The following is an 18,062-nucleotide window of genomic DNA, read 5'->3' on the forward strand; positions in this document are numbered from 1 at the left end:
GAGAGCACCCGCTGAACACCCGCAACCTGTGGGACGCCGTGGTGTCAGTGTGACCCGGTAGGCTTCCCGGCGTGCGCCCGGACCAGGGCGTACGCCGGGAAATGAAGCAGGACCCGAATCGGGAGGAAGCGGCGTTGCACGTCCAGGAATGGCTCGAGACAGTACCTCCGATCGCCATCTACGTACTGGTGGGTGTGGTGATCGGCCTGGAGAGCCTGGGCATCCCGCTGCCGGGAGAGATCATCCTGGTCTCCTCCGCGCTGCTCGCCTCCCAGCACGGCGACATCGACCCCTTCATCCTCGGAGCGTGCGCCACCGCCGGCGCCATCATCGGCGACTCCATCGGTTACGCCATCGGCCGCAAGGGCGGACGCCCCCTGCTGGCCTGGCTCGGCAAGAAGTTCCCCAAGCACTTCAGCGAGGGCCATATCGCCACCGCCGAGCGCTCCTTCCAGAAGTGGGGCATGTGGGCCGTCTTCTTCGGCCGCTTCGTCGCCCTCCTCCGCATCTTCGCCGGCCCCCTCGCCGGCGTACTGCACATGCCGTACTGGAAGTTCCTCATCGCCAACGTCTTCGGCGGCATCCTCTGGGCCGGCGGCACGACCGCCGTCATCTACTACGTCGGCGTCGTAGCCGAGTCCTGGCTGAAGCGCTTCTCCTGGCTGGGCCTGGTGGCAGCGGTCCTGATCGGCCTCACATCGATGCTCATCATCAAGCGCAAGGCGAAGAAGGCAGCACCTGCACACCAGGAACCGGAACCGGTAGGCGTCGGCGAGTAGAACCGGACGCGGCCCCGTCACCGGTGCTGCGTCGTGCCCAGCTCGTCGGTGTACCGGGCGAGGGCGTCTTCGGCGGTGGGGGCGGGGCCGAACAGCTGCTCCTGGCGGCGGGGATCGGCGACGTAGCGTCCGGTGTCGAACCAGCCGAACATCGCGGCCATGTCCTTGACCACCGGGTTGAAGCGGCCGACGACGGCTCCTGCCGCGCGGACGACGATGGAGGGGACGGCCCACACCTTGATCTTCCTTCCGGCCCGGCGGCCCATCAGGTCGGCCACCTCGCGCATGCTGACCGGGCGGTCCCAGCCGATGTCGATGCGCTCGCCGTTGTCGGCCTCGGCGTCGACGGCGGCCGCCAGGTACGCCGCGAGGTCGGCGGTGTGGACAAAGGTCAGCGGGACGCCGGCCTTGGCCACCCAGATCAGCCGGCCCTTGTCGATCGGGTTGCCCGCCATGGTCGCGACCTGGTCGAGGAAGGCCCCCGGGCGCAGCGCGACAAACGGGACGCCGAGTTGTTCGAGCTTGTCCTCGGCGATCTTCTTGTGCCAGAAGTGCGGGACCTGGGGCGTCTGGTCGCTGGTGAGGATGCTGGTCAGGACGAACCGTCGGATGCCGGCGCGGTGGGCCGCCTCGGCGAGGTTGGCGTTGCCGACGGTGTCGATGTCGTGGGCGCTCTTGCCGCCGCGGGTGTAGCCGGCGGCGGTGGTGATGACGGCGTCAACGCCGTTCATGGCAGTGACGAGCGAGTCGAGGTCGAGCATGTCGCCGCGGGCGATCTCGACACCTCGCTTCTCGAGCCTGCTCGCGTCGGTGGTCGGCCGGACCAGGGCACGGACGTTCTTGCCGCGCCCCAGCAGTTCGTCGACGACCTTGCCGCCGAGGGAGCCGGTCGCGCCGACGACGAGGACGGGGAGGGTGGTGGTCATGGGGATCACACTTTCCAGCAGGTCAGTGGTGGGGGATGGGGGGAGTGGGTGGGGCAGGGTCCCCGTCTGAGGCCCCGCTCAGCCCGTACTCCCTGATGTGCCGGGATGAGCGGGGGGCGCGCCACAATTTGGCGGCGCGGCTTACCGGGCTTCGCGCCGAGGGGAGTTACGCGGACTCGTCCCGGGGAAGAGCGCCGCTGTTGATCGCGTCGGCGATGGCGTAGGCGGTGCGGACGAACCTCTCCGCCTGCTGTGCCGAGAGGTTCAGTGCGGAGGTCTCCTCCAGGGCGCGCCACATGGCGGCGATGGGTTCGCGCAGGGCGCGGCCCTTGTCGGTGAGGTGGACGACCAGGACGCGCCGGTCGTGTTCGGCCGGCTCGCGGACGAGCAGGCCGGCGTCCTGCATGCGGCGCAGGGACTTGGAGACGGTGGAGTGGTCCAGGCCGACGCTTTCGAGCAGTTCGGACTGGGTCTGGCCGTCCCGGTCGAGGAGTTGCATCAGCAGCAGTTCCTGTCCCGGATGCAGGTCCATCTCGCGGAGCATGGCGGCGGCGCGGGCGCGGTGGGCGCGGGCGAGCTGGAAGATCGCGTAGCTCATCGGCCCCTCGCTCGCCGTGGAGGGGGTGCGGTGTGTGGGGCGGGGCATGGTGGGGTTCCTCAGACGGTGTGGGTGGGGTAGTCGGTGTAGCCGGCCACTCCGCCGCCGTAGAAGGTCGCCGGGTCGGGGGTGTTCAGCGGCGCGTCAGAGCGTAGCCGCTCGACCAGGTCCGGGTTGGCGAGCGCGAGGGCGCCGACGGAGACGAGGTCGGCCGTGCCGTGGTCGATGTCCTGGGCGCGGGTGGGCAGGTCGGTGCCCGCCCGGTTGAGGATCAGCGTGGTCGGCCACAGCGCGCGCAGGGTGCCCAGCAGCTCCTCGTCGCCGGGGTGGATCACGTGGAGGTAGGCCAGGCCGAGCGGGCTGAGGGCGCGCACGAGCGCCGGGTACAGCTCGGCGGTGTCGGACTCGGCGATGTCGTTGTAGGGGTTGCCGGGGGAGATACGGATGCCCGTGCGGTCGGCGCCGATCTCCTCGGCCACGGCGGCAGCGACCTCGACGGCGAAGCGGATGCGGTTGTCGAGGGAGCCGCCGTAGCCGTCGGTGCGCTGGTTGGAGTTGTCGGACAGGAACTGGTGCACCAGGTAGCCGTTGGCGCCGTGGATCTCCACGCCGTCGGCGCCTGCCGCGACCGCGGCCGCCGCGGCGCGGCGGAAGTCGTCGACGGTTGCCGCGATCTCCTCGGTGGACAGCTCGCGCGGGACCGGCATCTCCCGGGGCCCGGACGCGGTGAACATTGCGCCCGCCGGCCGGATCGCCGAGGGGGCGACCGGCAGGCGCCCGTGCGGAGTGTTGTCGGGGTGCGCGATACGTCCGGTGTGCATCAGCTGGATGACGATCCGGCCGTCGGCCGCGTGCACGGCGTCCGTGACCTTGCGCCACCCGGCGATCTGCTCGGCACTGTGGATGCCGGGGGTCAGGAGGTAGCCCTGGCCGTCGGCGGAGGGCTGGGTGCCCTCGGTGATGACGAGCGCGTGCGAGGCCCGCTGGGCGTAGTACTCGGCGTTCAGCTCGGTCGGTACGCCTGCCGAGGTGGCCCGGCTGCGGGTCATGGGGGCCATGACCAGGCGGTGCGGGAGGGAGATGTCACCGACGGTGGTCGGTGTCCACAGGGCGTTCAACATGAAGGGTCCTTCGGTGCGGTGATGAACAGGGGATGATCAAAAAGAGGGAAAGACGGGCGTGATCAGTCGACGGTGAGGACGAGCTTGCCCCGGACGTGCCCGGCGTCGCTCACCTGCTGGGCCGTGGCGGCCTGGTCGAGCGGGTAGGCGGTGACGGTGGTGACGATCTTGCCGGTCGCGGCGTCCTGGGCCAGCTCGGCCAGGGCGGCGGTGGAGCGTTCCCCGGGGCTGCTGGAGAAGGTGATGCCGAGCTGGTGCGCGCGGAAGTCGGAGATGGTGACGATGCGGTCGGTGCCGCCGCGCAGGGTGACGGAGTCCTCCAGGGCGCCCTTCCCGGCCAGGTCGAACACCGCGTCCACGCCGTCGGGGGCGAGCGCCCGGACCCGCTCGACCAGACCCTCGCCGTAAAGGGTCGCGGTGGCGCCGAGCGCGGTGAGGTAGTCCTGGTTGGCGGCGCCGGCGGTGCCGATGACACGCGCTCCGCGGGCCGTGGCGAGCTGGACCGCCAGGGTGCCGACCGCTCCGGCCGCGCCGTGCATCAGTACGGTCTCCCCGGCGGTGACGCCGAGCAGGTCCAGGACCCGCTCGGCCGTCGCGCCAGCCACGGGCAGCGCGGCCGCGTGCTGCCAGTCGAGGCCGGCGGGCTTGGGGGCCACGGTGGTGGCCAGCGCGTACTGGGCGTACGAGCCGGTGTCCGACCAGCCCAGCACCTCATCGCCCACCTGTACGTCCTGCACGCCCTCACCCAGGGCGTCCACCACGCCGGCGAGCTCGCCACCGGGGACGGCGGGCAGCGGCGTCGGGAACACGGCCTCCAGCGCCCCGGAGCGGATCTTGCCGTCCAGCGCGTTCAGCCCGGCCGCCTTCACACGGACGCGGACCTGGCCGGGGCCGGGCTGCGGGACCTCGATGTCCGCTTCGTGCAGCACTTCCGTGCCTCCGAAACGGTCGAAAACTATTGCCCTCACGATGACTCCTAGTGTCTTCGGCCACCCAAAGCGTGGCTGGCCACATAATGAACGTACCAGCAATCACGTGGCTAGCCAAGTATTTGCGGAAGTGGGGCCGAGTGCGGCGACCGCCCGCAGGTCACCCGCCGGCGGTCACAGCTCTTCCCGGTGTGCCGTGGCCAGCTCCGCATACATCGTGCCGTTGAGCGTGACGCCCTCCCGCTCCTCACCCGTCAACTCCCGCTTGACCTTCGCGGGAACCCCCGCGACCAGGGAACCGGGCGGCACCCGCATCCCCTGCGGCACCAAAGCCTGCGCCGCGACCAAGGACCCGGCGCCGATCACCGCACCGTTCAGCACGGTCGCCCCCATCCCGATCAGGCAGTCGTCCTCGACGGTCGCCCCATGCACCACCGCGTTGTGCCCGACGGACACCCGTGCACCGATGCTCACGGGGAAACCGGGATCGGCATGCAACGTGCAGTTGTCCTGGATATTGCTCTGAGCCCCGACAGAGATCCGCTCCACGTCACCGCGTACCACCGCGCCGTACCAAACGCTCGCCCCGGCCTCCAGCGTCACATCCCCGATCACCGTGGACGTGGGCGCTACGAAAGCCTCCGTGTCGATCTTCGGCTCCCTGCCGCCGATGCCCTTGATCAGCGCTTTGTGCGTCATCACCGTCTCCTGTCGTCCGGGGTACACCGGCACGCTACCGCCGCCTGGTAGGGCGAAGATCACAGCCCCTCGGCGTCATCAGGGGGCTGAACGCTCAGTACGGTAAGCGGGTGCTCAAGCGCAAGAACACGTTCTCGTCCTGGCGGCGCGGCCTCACGCAGCGCGCCGTCCACGCGGGCTGGGCGTGGGCGCAGCGCATGGGTTCGGTGACGGCCGAGAGTCCCGGCCGCTTCCACTTCGGCGCCATCGGCGAAGCCACCCGCCTCGCCTTCCCGCTCGGCACGGTCTTCGGCGAACCCTGGATCCACCTCGGATCCCACTGCATCGTCGGCGAGCAGGTGACCCTGACCGCCGGTCTGATGCCCGACCTGGATCTCGGCCCTGAGCCGATCCTGCGCATCGGGGACGGGGTGGTCCTGGGGCGCGGCAGCCATGTCATCGCCGACACGACGGTCACCATCGGCAGCGACTGCTACTTCGGGCCGTACGTCTATGTCACGTCCACGAACCACTCGTACGACGATCCGCACCAGCCCATCGGCAAGCAGTGGCCGCGGATGGAGCCGGTGGAGATTGGGCCGGGCTGCTGGATCGGCACCGGCGCGGTGATCCTGCCCGGCGCCCGGATCGGCCGGAACGTCGTGGTGGCGGCGGGGGCGGTCGTGCGAGGTGTGGTGCCCGACCATGCCGTGGTGGCGGGTGCGCCCGCCCGGGTCGTACGACGCTGGACTCCCGGTGAGGGCTGGCAGCCGCCGCTGAGGACCCCCGCGCCGGTGCCGATTCCGGACGGCGTCACGCCCGAACAGTTGCTGGCGCTGGGGGAGTTGGACGAGGAGGCCGCGGCCAGGCTCGCTCAACTGGACGCCGAAGCCTGAGTGCTCCCGCTCAGCCCGTCGCCAGCAGCAGCGTGCCGACCAGAGCGAGGCCCGCGCCGGCCGCCTGGATCGTGCGCAGCCGTTCGCTGAGGAAGCCGCGTGCGGCCAGGGCGGTCACCACGGGGTAGAGCGAGGCGAGTACCGCGGCCACGGTGACCGGGCCGTGCTGGGCGGCGATCGAGTAGGTGCCGTTCGCCGCGACGTCCGCCAGCCCGACGAAGGCCAGTGCGGGCAGCGATGCCCACAGGAAGCCGCCCTCCGGGACGGCCGCGGCGCCCTTCTTCACGGAGACGTACAACGCGAGGCCGCCCGCCGCCATGTTCGTCACGCGCTGCACGAAGAGGGCGAGGAAGAGACCGGTGATCGTCGTCGACGCCTCCGCGATCAGCGCGAACACCGTGCCGAAGCCCAGCGCCGCGATCAGCGTGAGCAGGATGGCCTGGCGCTGCACCGGCGCGCCCCTGAGCTGCGGTCCGCCGGCGAGGACGACGCCGAGGACGGCGACCGCGACCCCCGCGACCTGCACCGGGCCGGGCCGCTCACCGAGGAAGAGCCCGACGCCGACCGGGACGGCGACGCCCAGTGTGCCGAGCGGGGAGACCACGCCCATCGGCCCGAGCGACAGTGCCTTGTAGAAGCAGAGGAGGGCGACCGGTCCGACCAGTCCGGCCGCGACGGCGAACCACAGCAGCGGACCGGCTTCGCTCCAGGCGCCCGTGGCCACCACGATCACGCCGAGCACCGCGGCCGCGATCGTCTGCGAGACGACGACCACGGTGAGCGCCGGGGTGCGTCGGGTCAGCAGTCCGCCGCCGAAGTCGGCCAGCCCCCACAACAGGCTGCTGGCCAGGGCGAAGAATGCTGTCACGGGTACCCTCGCAGTACAGTTCGGTGAACACGTCAGGTGCGTCGGTTGCACCCCCACCGTAGTTCAACGAACTGAACGCTGTCATCCAGAATATTGGCCTAGATGTTGGACGGAATGTGTCGGACCTCGACCTGCTGACCCAATCCCTGGCGCGCAACGTCAAGCACTGGCGCTCGGTGCGCGGCTACACCCTGGACGTGCTCGCCGCCCGGTCCGGCGTCAGCCGCGGCATGCTCATCCAGATCGAGCAGGCCCGCACCAATCCCAGCCTCGGCACGGTCGTCAAGATCGGCGACGCCCTCGGGATCAGCATCACCACCCTCCTCGACTACGAGCAGGGCCCGAAGGTCCGTATCGTCCCCGCCGAGCAGGCCGTACGGCTGTGGCACACCGACGCCGGCAGCTACAACATGCTCCTCGCGGGCACCGAGGCCCCCGGCCCGCTGGAGCTGTGGAGGTGGTTCCTGATGCCGGGTGAGAGCAGCCCTTCGGATCCGCATCCCACCGGCACGGTCGAGTTGCTGCACGTCACGGAAGGCGAGCTCACGCTCACGGTCGACGGCGTGGACTACCAGATCCCGGCCGGTTCGAGCGCCTCCTTCGAGGCCAACACCCCGCACGTGTACGGCAATACGGGCAAGGCGCCGATGCGCATGGTCATGGCGGTCTCGGTCCCGCCCGTGCACTGAGACGGCCCTGTTACCGTGCGGTCATGGACGCACCCATCGGACACTTCGACACCGCCGCCCCGGCCCCCGACTCCCTCGACGAGCTGACCCGCCCGGTCGCCGACGCCGTACGCCACTGGAGCGGCAGCGTCCCCGCCGACCAGATCGTCTACGTCGACACCGACCCGGAGTGGGCCGACACCGCCGTCTTCGTGGAGCACTACGGCCGGGAGCTGCTGGAGCAGTCGGCGAACTGCGTGGTCGTCGCGGGCAAGCGCGGCGGCGAGACCACGCTCGCCGCCTGTGTGGTCCTGTCCACCGCCCGGGTCGACGTCAACGGCGTCGTCCGCCGCCAACTCGGCGCGCGCAAGGCCTCGTTCGCGTCGATGGACACCGCGACCGGCGAGACCGGCATGGAGTACGGCGGCATCACCCCGATCGGACTGCCCGCCGACTGGCCGGTGTTGGTGGACTCGGCCGTCGTCGACCTGCCGTACGTCCTGGTCGGCAGCGGGCGCCGACGCGGCAAGCTGCTGGTACCGGGGAAGGCGTTCGCCGAGCTGCCGGGAGCCGTGGTCCTGGAGGGGCTGGGCGTTCCGGTGTGACGGTCAGGTGTGGTGGGCCAGCGTCAGATGCGGATCCGCCTCGCCCGGGACCGGCGCCGGATCGGCGTGCACCAGGGCCGCGGTGAGCCGCGGAACGGCATGCAGCAGCGCGTGTTCGGCGTTCACCGCGACGGCATGTGCCTGACGTACCGTCACATCACCGTCCACGACGACCGCCACCTCGGCCCGCAGCCGATGCCCGATCCAGCGCAGCCGCAGCTCACCCACCTCACGCACGCCCGGCACCTCCCGCAGTGCCCGCTCGGCCCGGTCCACCAGAGCCGGGTCGACGGCGTCCATCACGCGCCGGAACACCTCCCGTGCCGCGTCGCGCAGCACCAGCGTGATCGCGGCCGTGATCGCCAACCCCACGATCGGGTCGGCGAGTTGCCAGCCCAGCGCGGCGCCCCCGGCACCCAACAGCACGGCCAGTGAGGTGAATCCGTCCGTACGGGCATGGAGTCCGTCCGCGACCAGTGCGGCCGAGCCGATCTCACGCCCGACCCTGATCCGGTAGCGGGCCACCCACTCGTTGCCCGCGAATCCGACCAGGGCGGCCACGGCGACCGCCGGAATGTGCGCGACGGGCCGCGGGTCGATCAGCCGCTCGATCGCCGTCCACCCCGCGAAGGCCGCGGACGCGGCGATGGTCAGCACGATCGCGATGCCCGCCAGATCCTCGGCGCGTCCATAGCCGTAGGTGAACCGCCGCGTGGCCGCACGCCGGCCCAGCAGGAAGGCGATCCCGAGCGGTACGGCGGTCAGCGCGTCCGCGGTGTTGTGCACTGTGTCGCCGAGCAGCGCGACCGAACCGGACATCGCCACCACGAACGCCTGCGCCAGCGCCGTCACCCCCAGCACCGCCAGCGAGACCCACAGTGCCCGCATGCCGCGCGCGGAGGACTCCAGGGCGGAGTCGAGCTTGTCGGCGGTCTCGTGGGAGTGGGGGGTGAGGAGGTGCGTCAGACGGTGGCGGAGGGAGTGCTTGTGCGTGTGGGGGGTGCCGTGGTGCTCGTGGTGGTGCCCGTCGCTCACGAGGGTCCCCTTCCGTTGCGTGCTGGTGGACATCTTCCCGTCCACGACGCCATTATGTGCGTATGAGCGCACGCATGCACCTGTCACCTGCGCACCATGCGCATCCGCGCACCCCCGGCGAGGAACAGTTCGCACTCGCCGCCGAGATCCTGGCGCTGCTCGGCGACCGCACCCGGCTCGCGCTGCTGCACGCCCTGAGGGAAGGGGAGGCCGATGTCACGACGCTGACGGAGGCGTGCGGGGCGGCGCGGCCGGCGGTGAGCCAGCACCTGGCCAGGCTGCGGCTCGCGGGGCTGGTGAACACGCGGAAGGAGGGGCGCCGGGTGATCTACTCGCTGCGTGACGGGCATCTGCGCCGGCTCGTGGACGAGGCGCTGAACGTGGCCGATCACCGGCTCAGCGACCGGCCTGTGCATGACTGAACTCGGTAACCGTCAGCCGCTGGTATTCAGTCCCAGATAGCCCTCCGCGAACGCCGCCGCCGCGAGGCGTGATTCGAAGAGGCGGTGCAGCCGGGCGCGGGTGGTGCCCGCGCGGTACGGGTCGCCGGACGAGGTGCCGTGGTAGACCTCGGAGAGCCACTGCGAGAACTCCGCGTAGTCCCAGGCACGGCTCACGCAGGCCGCCGAATAGCCGTCGAGGCCGCTGTCGTCGCCCTTCGTGAGGTGGGCGGCGAGCGCGTCGCCGAGCAGGAAGGCGTCGTGCAGGGCGAGGTTCATGCCCTTCGCCGCGATCGGTGCGGTGAGGTGGGCCGCGTCGCCCGCCAGGTACAGCCGCCCGAACACCATCGGCTCGACCACGTAGTTGTGCATGTCGAGGACGCGTTTCTCGATCAGTCGCCCTTCGGTGAGCGGCGGGGCGCCGGCCGCGCCGAGCCGCGCCTGCAGCTCGGACCAGACCCTGTCGTGGGGCCAGTTCTCCGGGTCGTCGCCGGGCGGGCACTCCAGGTAGTAGCGGGTGACCTCGGGGCTGCGGGCCATGTGTCCGGCGAAGCCGCCCGGATGCATGCCGAACAGCACGCAGTCCGCCGACTGCGGGGCCTCGGCGAGCAGCGCCAGCCACCCGATGCCGTAGTCGTGGCGCGCGATCCGGGTCCGGTCGGCCGGCAGTGCGGTCCGGGTCACTCCGCGCGCCCCGTCGCAGCCCGCGACGAAGTCGCAGTGCAGGACCTGCCGTTGACCGCTCTCGGGGCAGAGGTACGACACCGACGGCCGGTCCGAGTCCAGGTCGTGCAACTTGACGTCCCGCACACCGAAGCGGATGGCGCCGCCCCGCACGTCCGCGTACTCGCGCACCAGGTCCGTCACCAGCAACGGCTGCGGATAGACGAAGTGATGCTGCCCCGTCAGCTCGCCGTACGAGAACCGGAACCGCTCACCGGCGAAGCGGAACTCGCACTCGGTGTGCAGCTGGGCCCGCTCCAGCAGGTTCGCGGCGAGTCCGCGCCGTTCCAGGGCGCGTACGGCCCACTCCTCGATGACTCCGGCCCGCGGCCGGCGCTCGATGAACTCCCGTGTCTCGGTCTCCAGGACCACACAGTCGACGGAGGCGGCCCGCAGGACGTTGCCGAGGGCCAGCCCGGCGGGCCCGGCGCCCACGATGACGACCGGAAAGCGTTGCGGGGCGGGGGAGTTGGCGTGGGGGGCGGCGAAGGTCACCCGTGCATTATGGGGCGCCGGGGCGCCGCGGCGGGAGTGCCGAGGCGATTCACGGCCGTATGCCCTGGCCTCACGGACGTATGTCCTGCGCGCAGCGGAAGCCCATGTGGCCGCTGGTGCTGTCGGGGGTGTTCGCGCTGCGGGCCGCGACGCGGTAGCGGTTGCAGTACGACCTGTGGCACATGTGTGAGCCGCCGCGGATGACCTTGGCGGTGCCGGAGCGGGGGCCGGTGGGGTTGGTGCGGTGCGCGGTCGTGTGGTCGGTGGCCCACCAGTCGGCGCACCACTCCCAGACGTTCCCGGAGACGTTGTGCAGGCCGAAGCCGTTGGGGTCGAAGGCGTCCACGGGCGCGGTGCCGCGGTAGCCGTCGTCGGCGGTGTTCTTCGTCGGGAAGGTGCCGCGCCAGATGTTGCAGCGGAACTCGCCGCCCGGGTTGAGCTCGTCGCCCCAGGGATAGCGCCGCTGCTCCAGTCCGCCGCGGGCCGCGTACTCCCACTCGGCTTCCGTGGGCAGCCGCTTGCCCGCCCAGGCCGCGTACGCCGCCGCGTCCTGCCACGACACATGCACCACCGGATGGTCGCCGCGGTCCTCCACCGTGCTGCCGGGCCCCTCCGGACGCTGCCAGGTCGCGCCCTCGATCCCGCACCACCAGGGCGCCTGCTCCGGACGCGGGGCACCACGGCGCAGGGCGCCGGGCAGGAAACCCGCGAAGACGTACGACCAGCCGAAGCGCTCGGCGTCGGTGGTGTGCCCGGTGTCGTCGACGAAGGCCGCGAACTGCTCGTTGGTCACCGCGCAGGCGTCGATACGGAACGCGTCCAGCCGCACCGCCCGCACCGGGCCCTCACCGTCGGCCGGGAACCCCTCGCTGTCCTCCGCGCCCATCAGGAACTCGCCGCCCGGCAGCGGCACCATGCCTTCCGCGGAGCCACCACTTGTCACCGTCGGCGGCGGCGCGGACAGCGCCACAGGCTGCGTCTGCCCGCGTCCCGACGGCGAGCAGCAGGGAGGAGACTCGTGCATCTGTGTTCCTCGCGGTGAAGTGCGCCTTGGTACGCGTCCGGACCCTAACCCAGCCGGGGTATCTCGATCGCCGGGCACCGGTCCATCACCATCTCCAGGCCTGCCGCCCGGGTGCGGTCGTACGCCGCCTCGTCGATGACGCCGAGCTGGAACCAGACCGCCTGGGCGCCCTTCGCGACCGCCTCGTCGGCGATGGCACCGGCGAGATCGCTGTTGACGAAGACGTCGACGACGTCGACCGGGAAGGGGATCGCTTCCAGGGACGGGTATCCCTGCTCCCCGTGGACCGTCTCGGCCTTCGGGTGGACGGGCACGATCCGCTTGCCGAAGCGCTGCAGTACGTCGGCGACGCCGTAGGCCGCGCGCCCCTGGTTGTTCGACAGGCCCACCACGGCCCAGGTGTCGCCGAGCTCGGTGAGGATCTTGCGGACCGTCGCTGCGTCGCCGTACACCGCTGGCCTCCTGGGCATTGAAGAAGAGCTGTCGTAGCGCACAACGGGTGAGGCGGCGCCGTGATTCCCGTTCCCGGCCGACTCACGCGCCCCCTTGATTGCCGCCATAGGGTCCGGATTTCGCGCCGGACCCTGCGCACGGCCCTCCGTCCGCCTACGCTCACCCCGTGCTGCGCATCACCGACGCCCGTACCGGCGACTTTGTCGCCGCCGCTCCCGTCCGGCGAGGGCTGACCCGTGTCGAGGCCCATCCGCCGGGCGTCGGCATGACGGGTCTGCGGGTGCTGCTCGCCGCGGATCTGCTCGTCCGTGCCCTGGAACTCGGCGGCACACCCGTCTGGGCGCTGCTGAGCTGCGAGCGGGAGCCCGCCGAACTGGTGGCGGGCGCTGCGGCACTCGGCATCCGGCCCTTCGAACACAGCCGGGACGCCGAGCCGGGCCTGGGCGAGGCACAGGTCATCCATGTGGTGACCGAGGGCGGCAGCGCGCCCGACGGCGTCCGGGTCGCCGTAGCCCCTGTCGAGTCGGAAGCTCCCGAAGGCGCCGACCCCGCCGCGCTGCGGCTGGCCCTGCTGTCCCGTCCGCGCGCCGCGTCGGTGCGGCTCGACGAGGCCGCCCTCGACGAGGCAGCCGAGACGCTCCGTCGTTGGCGGAGTGCCGTCGCCGCCTGGGCGCACCGGCCGTCGCGGCCGGTCCCCGACGAGGTGCGCGGACGGCTCCGTACCGCATGGGAGGACGATCTCGACGTTCCCGAGGTGCTGGCGACCCTGCGGTGGGCGGAGACCGAGCCCGGCCTCCCCGACGGCGCGCGCTTCGAGACGTACGCCTACGCCGACCGGCTCCTAGGTCTCGACCTCACCCGCGATCTGGGGGCCCCGGCATGAACGCCCGCTACGGGACCGGCCCCCTGCGCCGCCTGGTCATCCTGCGGCACGCCAAGTCCGCCTGGCCGGACGGCGTCCCCGACCACGACCGCCCGCTGGCTCCGCGAGGCCGCCGGGACGCGCCCGCCGCGGGCATCGCGCTCGCCGAGGCCGACTGTCTGCCGGACCTGGCGCTGTGCTCCACCGCCGTCCGCGCCCGGCAGACCTGGGAGCTGGCCTCCGACCAGTGGGGCACCCCGCCGCCGGTGAACCACGACCCGCGGCTGTACGGGGCCGACGTCCCCGACCTGTTGTCGGTCGTGCACGACGTGTCCGCCGAGGTCGAGACCCTGCTGCTGGTCGGGCACAACCCCGGCCTGGAGGAACTGGTCCTCGCGCTCGCCGGCGACAGTCTCGACGACGCGCTGGAGAGAGTCCGCGTGAAGTTCCCGACGTCGGCGATCGCCATCCTGGCCTGGTACGGCACGTCGTGGCGGGGTCTCGCTCCGGGCGGGGCCCTGCTGACGTCGATGATGGTGCCGCGAGGGAAGAAGTAACGGCAGGAAGTAGTAGCGGCAGGAAGTAGTAGCGTCGGAAGCAGCTGTCCACGCGCGCGTGCCCTGCGCATAGGCTGGCCCGATGCAGGACGAGTACCGCACAGTGGCCCGCACGGGCGTGCACGAGACCGAGGTCAACCGCTCCCGCTTCCTGTGCACCCTCGCCCCGGCCGCCACGGAGCAGGAGGCGCAGGACTTCGTCGCGGCCGTCCGCAAGGAGCACGCGGACGCCACCCACAACTGCTACGCGTACGTCATCGGCGCCGACGCCGCGATCCAGAAGGCGAGCGACGACGGCGAACCCGGTGGCACCGCGGGTGTCCCCATGCTCCAGATGCTGCTCCGTCGCGACATGCGGTACGTCGTCGCCGTCGTCACCCGCCACTACGGCGGCGTCAAGCTCGGCGCGGGCGGCCTCATCAGGGCGTACGGCGGTGCTGTGGGCGAGGCCCTGGACACCCTCGGCACGATCACCCGCAGGCGCTTCCGCCTCGCCACGGTGACCGTCGACCATCTACGTGCGGGCAAGGTCCAGAACGACCTGCGCGCCACCGGCCGCGAGGTGCGGGACGTGCGGTACGGAGAGGCCGTCACGATCGACATCGGGCTGCCGGACGCCGACGTGGAGGCGTTCCGGGCGTGGCTGGCCGACGCCACCGCGGGGACGGCCGGGTTCGAACTGGGCGGAGAGGCGTACGGGGACGCCTGACGCGAGCGTCGCCGACGCCGACGTCGGCTATCGGCCCGTGTGCCTTCTGCTGTGGGGGAGGTGTCACCGGCCGGCGGGCTGGAAGTAGTGCCACAGCGCCCAGCGGGAGACCGCGCGACCCAGGTGGTTGCCGTCGGTCGTCGCCTTGCGGAAGTGGATGCCCAGCCAGACCCGGGCGTTCTTCGTCTCCTGATTCAGCGCGTCCGCGGTGGCGTAGTGCCGGGTCGTGCCGGTGACGGCGGAGTCCACCGTCAGGTCGATGTGCCGGGCCCCGAACAGGTGGCTGAGGCCGGCCGTGGTGGCGCCGGTGAGGCAGGCGTGTCCGCTCGGGTAGTCCGGGTAGGGCGGGTTCGGGACCAGCGGACTCCACGCCGGGTCGGGTGTGGTGGCCGGGTTGGAGTCGGTGTCGGCGAGCTGGATCGCGGTGCTCGGACGCCAGTAGGCGTGGTCGTACTTGCCGCGCCAGCAGGCGATGGCCGCGTCCGCGGCGGTCGCGTTGAGGACGGCGAACATCCGCGCGCTGTCGGCGATATTCAGATGGCGACGGGTGGCCTGGTCACGGAACGCGGTCTGGAACTGGCGGGGCAGGTTGTCGTTCCAGAACCGGGCGGTCTCGGTCTGTGCCGGCGTACGACTGCCGCTGGACGCCACGCCGACTGCCTTCACCTCGTTGAAGTCCCGGGTGTAGGCGGTGCTGTTCAGTGCGTCAGGGCCGGCCAGGGGTATCTGGGTCGGGGACTTGAGCAGCAGCGGCCGGACGAACCCCAGCCAGGGAAAGGCCATCGGCGCGAACGCGGGCGGCGTCGGCCGCCACACCCCCGGCGCGGGAGTCACGTCCAGCGTCACGTCGGCGCCGCGGCCATCCTCTGTACGCAGCCGCACCATGGCGGCAGCGGCCGCCTTACCCGCCCGGATGCCGTGCGTCTTGCCGGCACCCTCGCGGACCTTCGCGAGCGACGCGGCGTAATCGGAGCCCAACGCCTGCGCGGACGCCGGGAAGTAGTGGCTGAGCACCTGGTACGCCGCCGTCGCCGCGGCGGCCTGCGAGGAGGCGTGCGGGCGGGGGCGCGGTTGCTTGGCGTATGGCGCGTACCGGCCGTCGATGGCCGCTACCGCGTCGTACACGGCGGTCGAGACGAAACCCAGGTACAACTGCGCCACCGGCGGGGGCTGTTGCCCCTCGGTGAAGATCGTTCGTACGGCAATGGCGTTCCAGTCCGTGATCACCGCCGGGTCCGGGGTGGTGCGCGGGGATGCCTGCGCGGTGCTCATCAGCCCCGTTGAGGCTGCCACCGCCATTGCCGTGGTGAACCCGGCGGCCAACCGCAAGAACGTCCTGACAGGCACGATTCCCCCAACCGGAGCCGGTCGGCGGGACCAGGAGGCGGAGTCCGCCCGCGCCGCCGTCGGCCCGGTCCCGCCAATCTCCTCGCACCGCCGACCCTCGTCAAGGTCCCTGACGCTCCGGTGGCGGAGCAAGGAGCGACCTGGCACGGGTTCGCGTGCCACGCTCCCTGCTGCGCCAACTGTCAGCAAACATCTTTGAGTTGCCTGTCAGAAGCCGCCCGCCTGCCCTTTGTCGAGAGGGACGGCCGCGTCAGCGCCGCTGGAAGGCGTGGTTCAGGACGTCGCGGGTGACCGCCAGCCCGACCCGGTGCCCGTGCTCGGAGGCGAAGCGGTAATGCACGCCTGCCCAGACGCGCGCCTGAAGGAGTTCGGCTGTCGCCGCCCGAAGGCTGTCGTAGTGCCGGGTCGTGCCGGAGGCGGGGCTGTACGCGGCGAACGTGAGGTCGTCACGGCCGAAGAACGAACCCAGGGCCGTCATGACCGCCGTGGTGAAGCAGGCGTGGCCCGACGGGTACTCCGGCGACGGGGCGGTGACCCGCAGCGGCGTCCAGTCCGGGTCGGGATCGGTGGCCGGGTTGCCGTCGGTACCGGCGAGCGGAATGGCCGTCACGGGGCGCCAGAAGTTCCAGTGCGCCTTGGCCTTGTAGCAGGCGATCAGGGTGTCGGTGGAGGCCACGTACACCATGGCGAGCAGCCGGGCCGTCCGGAGGGGGCTGAGGTGGTGCGTGCCGGCGAGTTGGCGGGTGATCGACCATTCGACCATCTGTGGGTCGTCCCACCAGATCGCCGCCTCGGTCTGGTCCTCGGTGCGGACGGTGCTGGCGGCCGCGCCGAGGCTCTTGACCTCGTTCAGGGCGCGGGCCCAGGCGGCGCCGGTCAGGGCCGGCGGGGGCTTGACCCGGTAGGCGCCGGCGTCGGGGACGACGAACGGCTTCAGGTTCGGCACCCAGGCGCCGACGCCGACGTAGCCGGGCGGGGTGGGCCGGTATTCGCCCGGCTCGGTGCCGACCGTCCACGGCGCGGTGGGATCGAAGCCGTCGTCACGGCGGCTCTCGGTCATCGCCGCGGCGGCGGCCCTGCCGACGGCCACCCCGCCGTCCTCGGCGCGGCCGTCGGGGATCGCGGCCAGCGCCTCGTCGTACCGCGCGTTCAGCGACTCGGCCTGCCCGGGGAAGAGCCACAGCAACGTGTCGTGGGCAGCCGCGGCGACCGCCGCGGCGGTGGAGTCCCCGGGGCGGCTGCGGGGCGCGCTGACCAGGGGCTCGTACGGACGGCCGGCGACGGCGTTGACCGCGTCGTACACGGCGCCCTGCACGATGGCGAAGCTGCGGTTGCCGGCGGTGGGCGACTGCTTGGCGGTGTCGTAGATGGCGGTCTGGGCGTGGATGTTCCAGGCGATGACGGGATTGCCCGGGGCGGCCTCCACACCGCTGTGTGCCTCGGCGGTGGTGGCCGCCGCCAGTGGGACGGTCAGGGCGAGTGCGGTGAGGACCGCGATACGGCGTAACCCTCTGCATGATCCGGCGAGCGGACGGTGTGTCACGAGACCCCCATGGGCTTGTCGGTGACAGATCGTCCGAGCCTATCGACGGGGAGTCAGTTTTATCGTTACATCGACAATCATCGACCATCCGACGGGGTTTCTCCCCATCACGCGTTGAGTCACGGATGGAACCGCCAGCGGCCTTCAGAAATGACATCCACCTTGGCATCCCTGACGCGAACGGCCGTCTCGTCGTCGATGAAGTAGATCGGGAAGTCGGCGCGCGCGGTGATGCGGTCAGCCCAGGCGTCGTCCCGCTCGGGGAAATGCGGCGAGTACAGGTGGGGCTTGAGATACCAGTCGAAGAGGCCGAACGGCGGCTCCACGGCCGTCGCGCCGAGCACGTGGAGGTCCGCGGTGTCCCCGATGACGTCGGCGGAGTGTGCGGTGAGATTCCGGCTGAAGATCATTGATCCGGCGCTGACCCCCACATAGACCCGGCTCTCCAGCGCCTCCAGGAAGCCGTCGGCCAGGCCGTTGCCGGTGATGCTGCGCGCGAGGTGGTAGTGGCTGCCGCCCTCGACATAGATGACGTCGGCGTGGAGCAGCCGGTCCAGCACCATCTGCCGGGGCAGGCCGTTCAGCTCCAGGACGTCGAACTCCCGCCAGCCGAGGCCGTGCAGCCGGTTCATGTCCTCGACGAACCACCCGTGGTCCCCGGGCTCGGCGACTGACGCTGTGGGTACGAACACGATGTTCGCCGATCCGAACGGCTTTCCCAGCATGTCCCGCAGCGCATCCCGCAATGTCTCGTTGCGCAGGCCACTCGCCGTCAATAGAAGGTTCATCGGACGAGCCCATCACGG

General features: G+C 71.3%; 21 protein-coding genes. 8 read left to right on the forward strand and 13 right to left on the reverse strand.

What is annotated here, in order from left to right:
• Positions 1-134 precede the first annotated feature (134 nt).
• Entirely contained in the window at positions 135-779 is a 645-nt protein-coding gene (locus KCH48_RS05825; protein ID WP_210571477.1) for a DedA family protein, read from the forward strand.
• Positions 780-796: 17 nt separating this feature from the next.
• Here KCH48_RS05825 and KCH48_RS05830 read toward each other — a convergent pair whose 3' ends face one another.
• The 5 genes from KCH48_RS05830 to KCH48_RS05850 form a co-directional block, all read right to left on the reverse strand.
• Positions 797-1,705 carry an SDR family oxidoreductase gene (locus KCH48_RS05830; RefSeq protein ID WP_210571045.1) on the reverse strand — a complete coding sequence of 303 codons (909 nt, stop codon included), beginning with the start codon at positions 1,703-1,705 and terminating at the stop codon, positions 797-799.
• A 166-nt stretch (positions 1,706-1,871) separates the two neighbouring features.
• Positions 1,872-2,351, reverse strand: coding sequence for a MarR family winged helix-turn-helix transcriptional regulator (locus tag KCH48_RS05835; RefSeq protein ID WP_210571046.1), 480 nt, complete (start codon positions 2,349-2,351; stop codon positions 1,872-1,874).
• Positions 2,352-2,362: 11 nt separating this feature from the next.
• Positions 2,363-3,424: an alkene reductase gene (locus KCH48_RS05840; protein ID WP_210571047.1), complete on the reverse strand. Its 1,062-nt coding sequence runs from the start codon at positions 3,422-3,424 to the stop codon at positions 2,363-2,365.
• A gap of 62 nt (positions 3,425-3,486) precedes the next feature.
• Complete coding sequence (locus KCH48_RS05845) at positions 3,487-4,392, reverse strand: NADP-dependent oxidoreductase (protein ID WP_210571048.1); 906 nt, start codon at positions 4,390-4,392, stop codon at positions 3,487-3,489.
• A 135-nt stretch (positions 4,393-4,527) separates the two neighbouring features.
• Complete coding sequence (locus KCH48_RS05850) at positions 4,528-5,052, reverse strand: gamma carbonic anhydrase family protein (protein WP_210571049.1); 525 nt, start codon at positions 5,050-5,052, stop codon at positions 4,528-4,530.
• A gap of 110 nt (positions 5,053-5,162) precedes the next feature.
• Here KCH48_RS05850 and KCH48_RS05855 point away from each other — a divergent pair, with 110 nt between their 5' ends.
• Positions 5,163-5,927, forward strand: a complete 765-nt coding sequence (locus tag KCH48_RS05855) for an acyltransferase (RefSeq protein WP_210571050.1) — start codon at positions 5,163-5,165, stop codon at positions 5,925-5,927.
• 10 nt (positions 5,928-5,937) lie between these two features.
• Here KCH48_RS05855 and KCH48_RS05860 read toward each other — a convergent pair whose 3' ends face one another.
• A complete protein-coding gene (locus tag KCH48_RS05860) occupies positions 5,938-6,795 on the reverse strand; it encodes a DMT family transporter (RefSeq protein WP_210571051.1) in 858 nt (285 codons plus the stop codon).
• 116 nt (positions 6,796-6,911) lie between these two features.
• Here KCH48_RS05860 and KCH48_RS05865 point away from each other — a divergent pair, with 116 nt between their 5' ends.
• Both KCH48_RS05865 and KCH48_RS05870 read left to right on the forward strand, forming a co-directional pair.
• A complete protein-coding gene (locus tag KCH48_RS05865) occupies positions 6,912-7,484 on the forward strand; it encodes a helix-turn-helix domain-containing protein (RefSeq protein ID WP_210571052.1) in 573 nt (190 codons plus the stop codon).
• Between the two features lie 23 nt (positions 7,485-7,507).
• Positions 7,508-8,068: a YbaK/EbsC family protein gene (locus tag KCH48_RS05870; RefSeq protein WP_210571053.1), complete on the forward strand. Its 561-nt coding sequence runs from the start codon at positions 7,508-7,510 to the stop codon at positions 8,066-8,068.
• A 3-nt stretch (positions 8,069-8,071) separates the two neighbouring features.
• On the opposite strand, the gene KCH48_RS05875 is transcribed toward KCH48_RS05870, so the two are convergent.
• Positions 8,072-9,103: a cation diffusion facilitator family transporter gene (locus KCH48_RS05875; RefSeq protein WP_210571054.1), complete on the reverse strand. Its 1,032-nt coding sequence runs from the start codon at positions 9,101-9,103 to the stop codon at positions 8,072-8,074.
• Positions 9,104-9,165: 62 nt separating this feature from the next.
• Between KCH48_RS05875 and KCH48_RS05880 the strand changes: the two genes are divergently transcribed.
• Positions 9,166-9,525, forward strand: coding sequence for a metalloregulator ArsR/SmtB family transcription factor (locus tag KCH48_RS05880; protein ID WP_210571055.1), 360 nt, complete (start codon positions 9,166-9,168; stop codon positions 9,523-9,525).
• A gap of 12 nt (positions 9,526-9,537) precedes the next feature.
• Here the strand turns inward: KCH48_RS05880 and KCH48_RS05885 are convergent, their stop codons facing one another.
• The 3 genes from KCH48_RS05885 to KCH48_RS05895 all read right to left on the reverse strand — a co-directional run bounded on the left by KCH48_RS05885 (position 9,538) and on the right by KCH48_RS05895 (position 12,255).
• Entirely contained in the window at positions 9,538-10,761 is a 1,224-nt protein-coding gene (locus tag KCH48_RS05885) for a 4-hydroxybenzoate 3-monooxygenase (RefSeq protein WP_210571056.1), read from the reverse strand.
• Between the two features lie 70 nt (positions 10,762-10,831).
• Positions 10,832-11,785: a formylglycine-generating enzyme family protein gene (locus tag KCH48_RS05890; protein WP_210571057.1), complete on the reverse strand. Its 954-nt coding sequence runs from the start codon at positions 11,783-11,785 to the stop codon at positions 10,832-10,834.
• A gap of 44 nt (positions 11,786-11,829) precedes the next feature.
• Positions 11,830-12,255, reverse strand: a complete 426-nt coding sequence (locus KCH48_RS05895; protein WP_210571058.1) for a CoA-binding protein — start codon at positions 12,253-12,255, stop codon at positions 11,830-11,832.
• 149 nt (positions 12,256-12,404) lie between these two features.
• Between KCH48_RS05895 and KCH48_RS05900 the strand changes: the two genes are divergently transcribed.
• The 3 genes from KCH48_RS05900 (at position 12,405) to KCH48_RS05910 (ending at position 14,366) form a co-directional block, all read left to right on the forward strand.
• Positions 12,405-13,121, forward strand: a complete 717-nt coding sequence (locus tag KCH48_RS05900) for a hypothetical protein (protein WP_210571059.1) — start codon at positions 12,405-12,407, stop codon at positions 13,119-13,121.
• Positions 13,118-13,657 carry a histidine phosphatase family protein gene (locus KCH48_RS05905; protein ID WP_210571060.1) on the forward strand — a complete coding sequence of 180 codons (540 nt, stop codon included), beginning with the start codon at positions 13,118-13,120 and terminating at the stop codon, positions 13,655-13,657. The genes KCH48_RS05900 and KCH48_RS05905 overlap by 4 nt, the downstream gene beginning before the upstream one ends.
• Positions 13,658-13,739: 82 nt before the next feature.
• A complete protein-coding gene (locus KCH48_RS05910; protein ID WP_210571061.1) occupies positions 13,740-14,366 on the forward strand; it encodes a YigZ family protein in 627 nt (208 codons plus the stop codon).
• 63 nt (positions 14,367-14,429) lie between these two features.
• On the opposite strand, the gene KCH48_RS43155 is transcribed toward KCH48_RS05910, so the two are convergent.
• The 3 genes from KCH48_RS43155 to KCH48_RS05925 form a co-directional block, all read right to left on the reverse strand.
• On the reverse strand, positions 14,430-15,659 hold the full coding sequence (locus tag KCH48_RS43155; protein ID WP_210571062.1) for a vanadium-dependent haloperoxidase: 1,230 nt from the start codon (positions 15,657-15,659) through the stop codon (positions 14,430-14,432).
• Between the two features lie 304 nt (positions 15,660-15,963).
• Positions 15,964-17,256: a vanadium-dependent haloperoxidase gene (locus KCH48_RS43160; protein WP_210571063.1), complete on the reverse strand. Its 1,293-nt coding sequence runs from the start codon at positions 17,254-17,256 to the stop codon at positions 15,964-15,966.
• A gap of 119 nt (positions 17,257-17,375) precedes the next feature.
• A complete protein-coding gene (locus KCH48_RS05925; RefSeq protein ID WP_210571064.1) occupies positions 17,376-18,044 on the reverse strand; it encodes a peptidase E in 669 nt (222 codons plus the stop codon).
• Between the last annotated feature and the right edge of the window lie 18 nt (positions 18,045-18,062).

The organism is Streptomyces sp. GESEQ-4 (genome assembly GCF_017948455.1).
In the GTDB taxonomy this organism is placed as follows: Bacteria; Actinomycetota; Actinomycetes; order Streptomycetales; family Streptomycetaceae; genus Streptomyces.

Coding starts and splice junctions, on each gene's coding strand:
- KCH48_RS05910 (WP_210571061.1), top strand. CDS start 13,740: ATGCAGGACGAGTACCGCACAGTGGCCCGCACGGGCGTGCACGAGACC.
- KCH48_RS05905 (WP_210571060.1), top strand. CDS start 13,118: ATGAACGCCCGCTACGGGACCGGCCCCCTGCGCCGCCTGGTCATCCTG.
- KCH48_RS05850 (WP_210571049.1), bottom strand. CDS start 5,052: ATGACGCACAAAGCGCTGATCAAGGGCATCGGCGGCAGGGAGCCGAAG.
- KCH48_RS05895 (WP_210571058.1), bottom strand. CDS start 12,255: ATGCCCAGGAGGCCAGCGGTGTACGGCGACGCAGCGACGGTCCGCAAG.
- KCH48_RS05925 (WP_210571064.1), bottom strand. CDS start 18,044: ATGAACCTTCTATTGACGGCGAGTGGCCTGCGCAACGAGACATTGCGG.
- KCH48_RS05870 (WP_210571053.1), top strand. CDS start 7,508: ATGGACGCACCCATCGGACACTTCGACACCGCCGCCCCGGCCCCCGAC.
- KCH48_RS05830 (WP_210571045.1), bottom strand. CDS start 1,705: ATGACCACCACCCTCCCCGTCCTCGTCGTCGGCGCGACCGGCTCCCTC.
- KCH48_RS05835 (WP_210571046.1), bottom strand. CDS start 2,351: ATGCCCCGCCCCACACACCGCACCCCCTCCACGGCGAGCGAGGGGCCG.
- KCH48_RS05840 (WP_210571047.1), bottom strand. CDS start 3,424: ATGTTGAACGCCCTGTGGACACCGACCACCGTCGGTGACATCTCCCTC.
- KCH48_RS05890 (WP_210571057.1), bottom strand. CDS start 11,785: ATGCACGAGTCTCCTCCCTGCTGCTCGCCGTCGGGACGCGGGCAGACG.
- KCH48_RS05880 (WP_210571055.1), top strand. CDS start 9,166: ATGAGCGCACGCATGCACCTGTCACCTGCGCACCATGCGCATCCGCGC.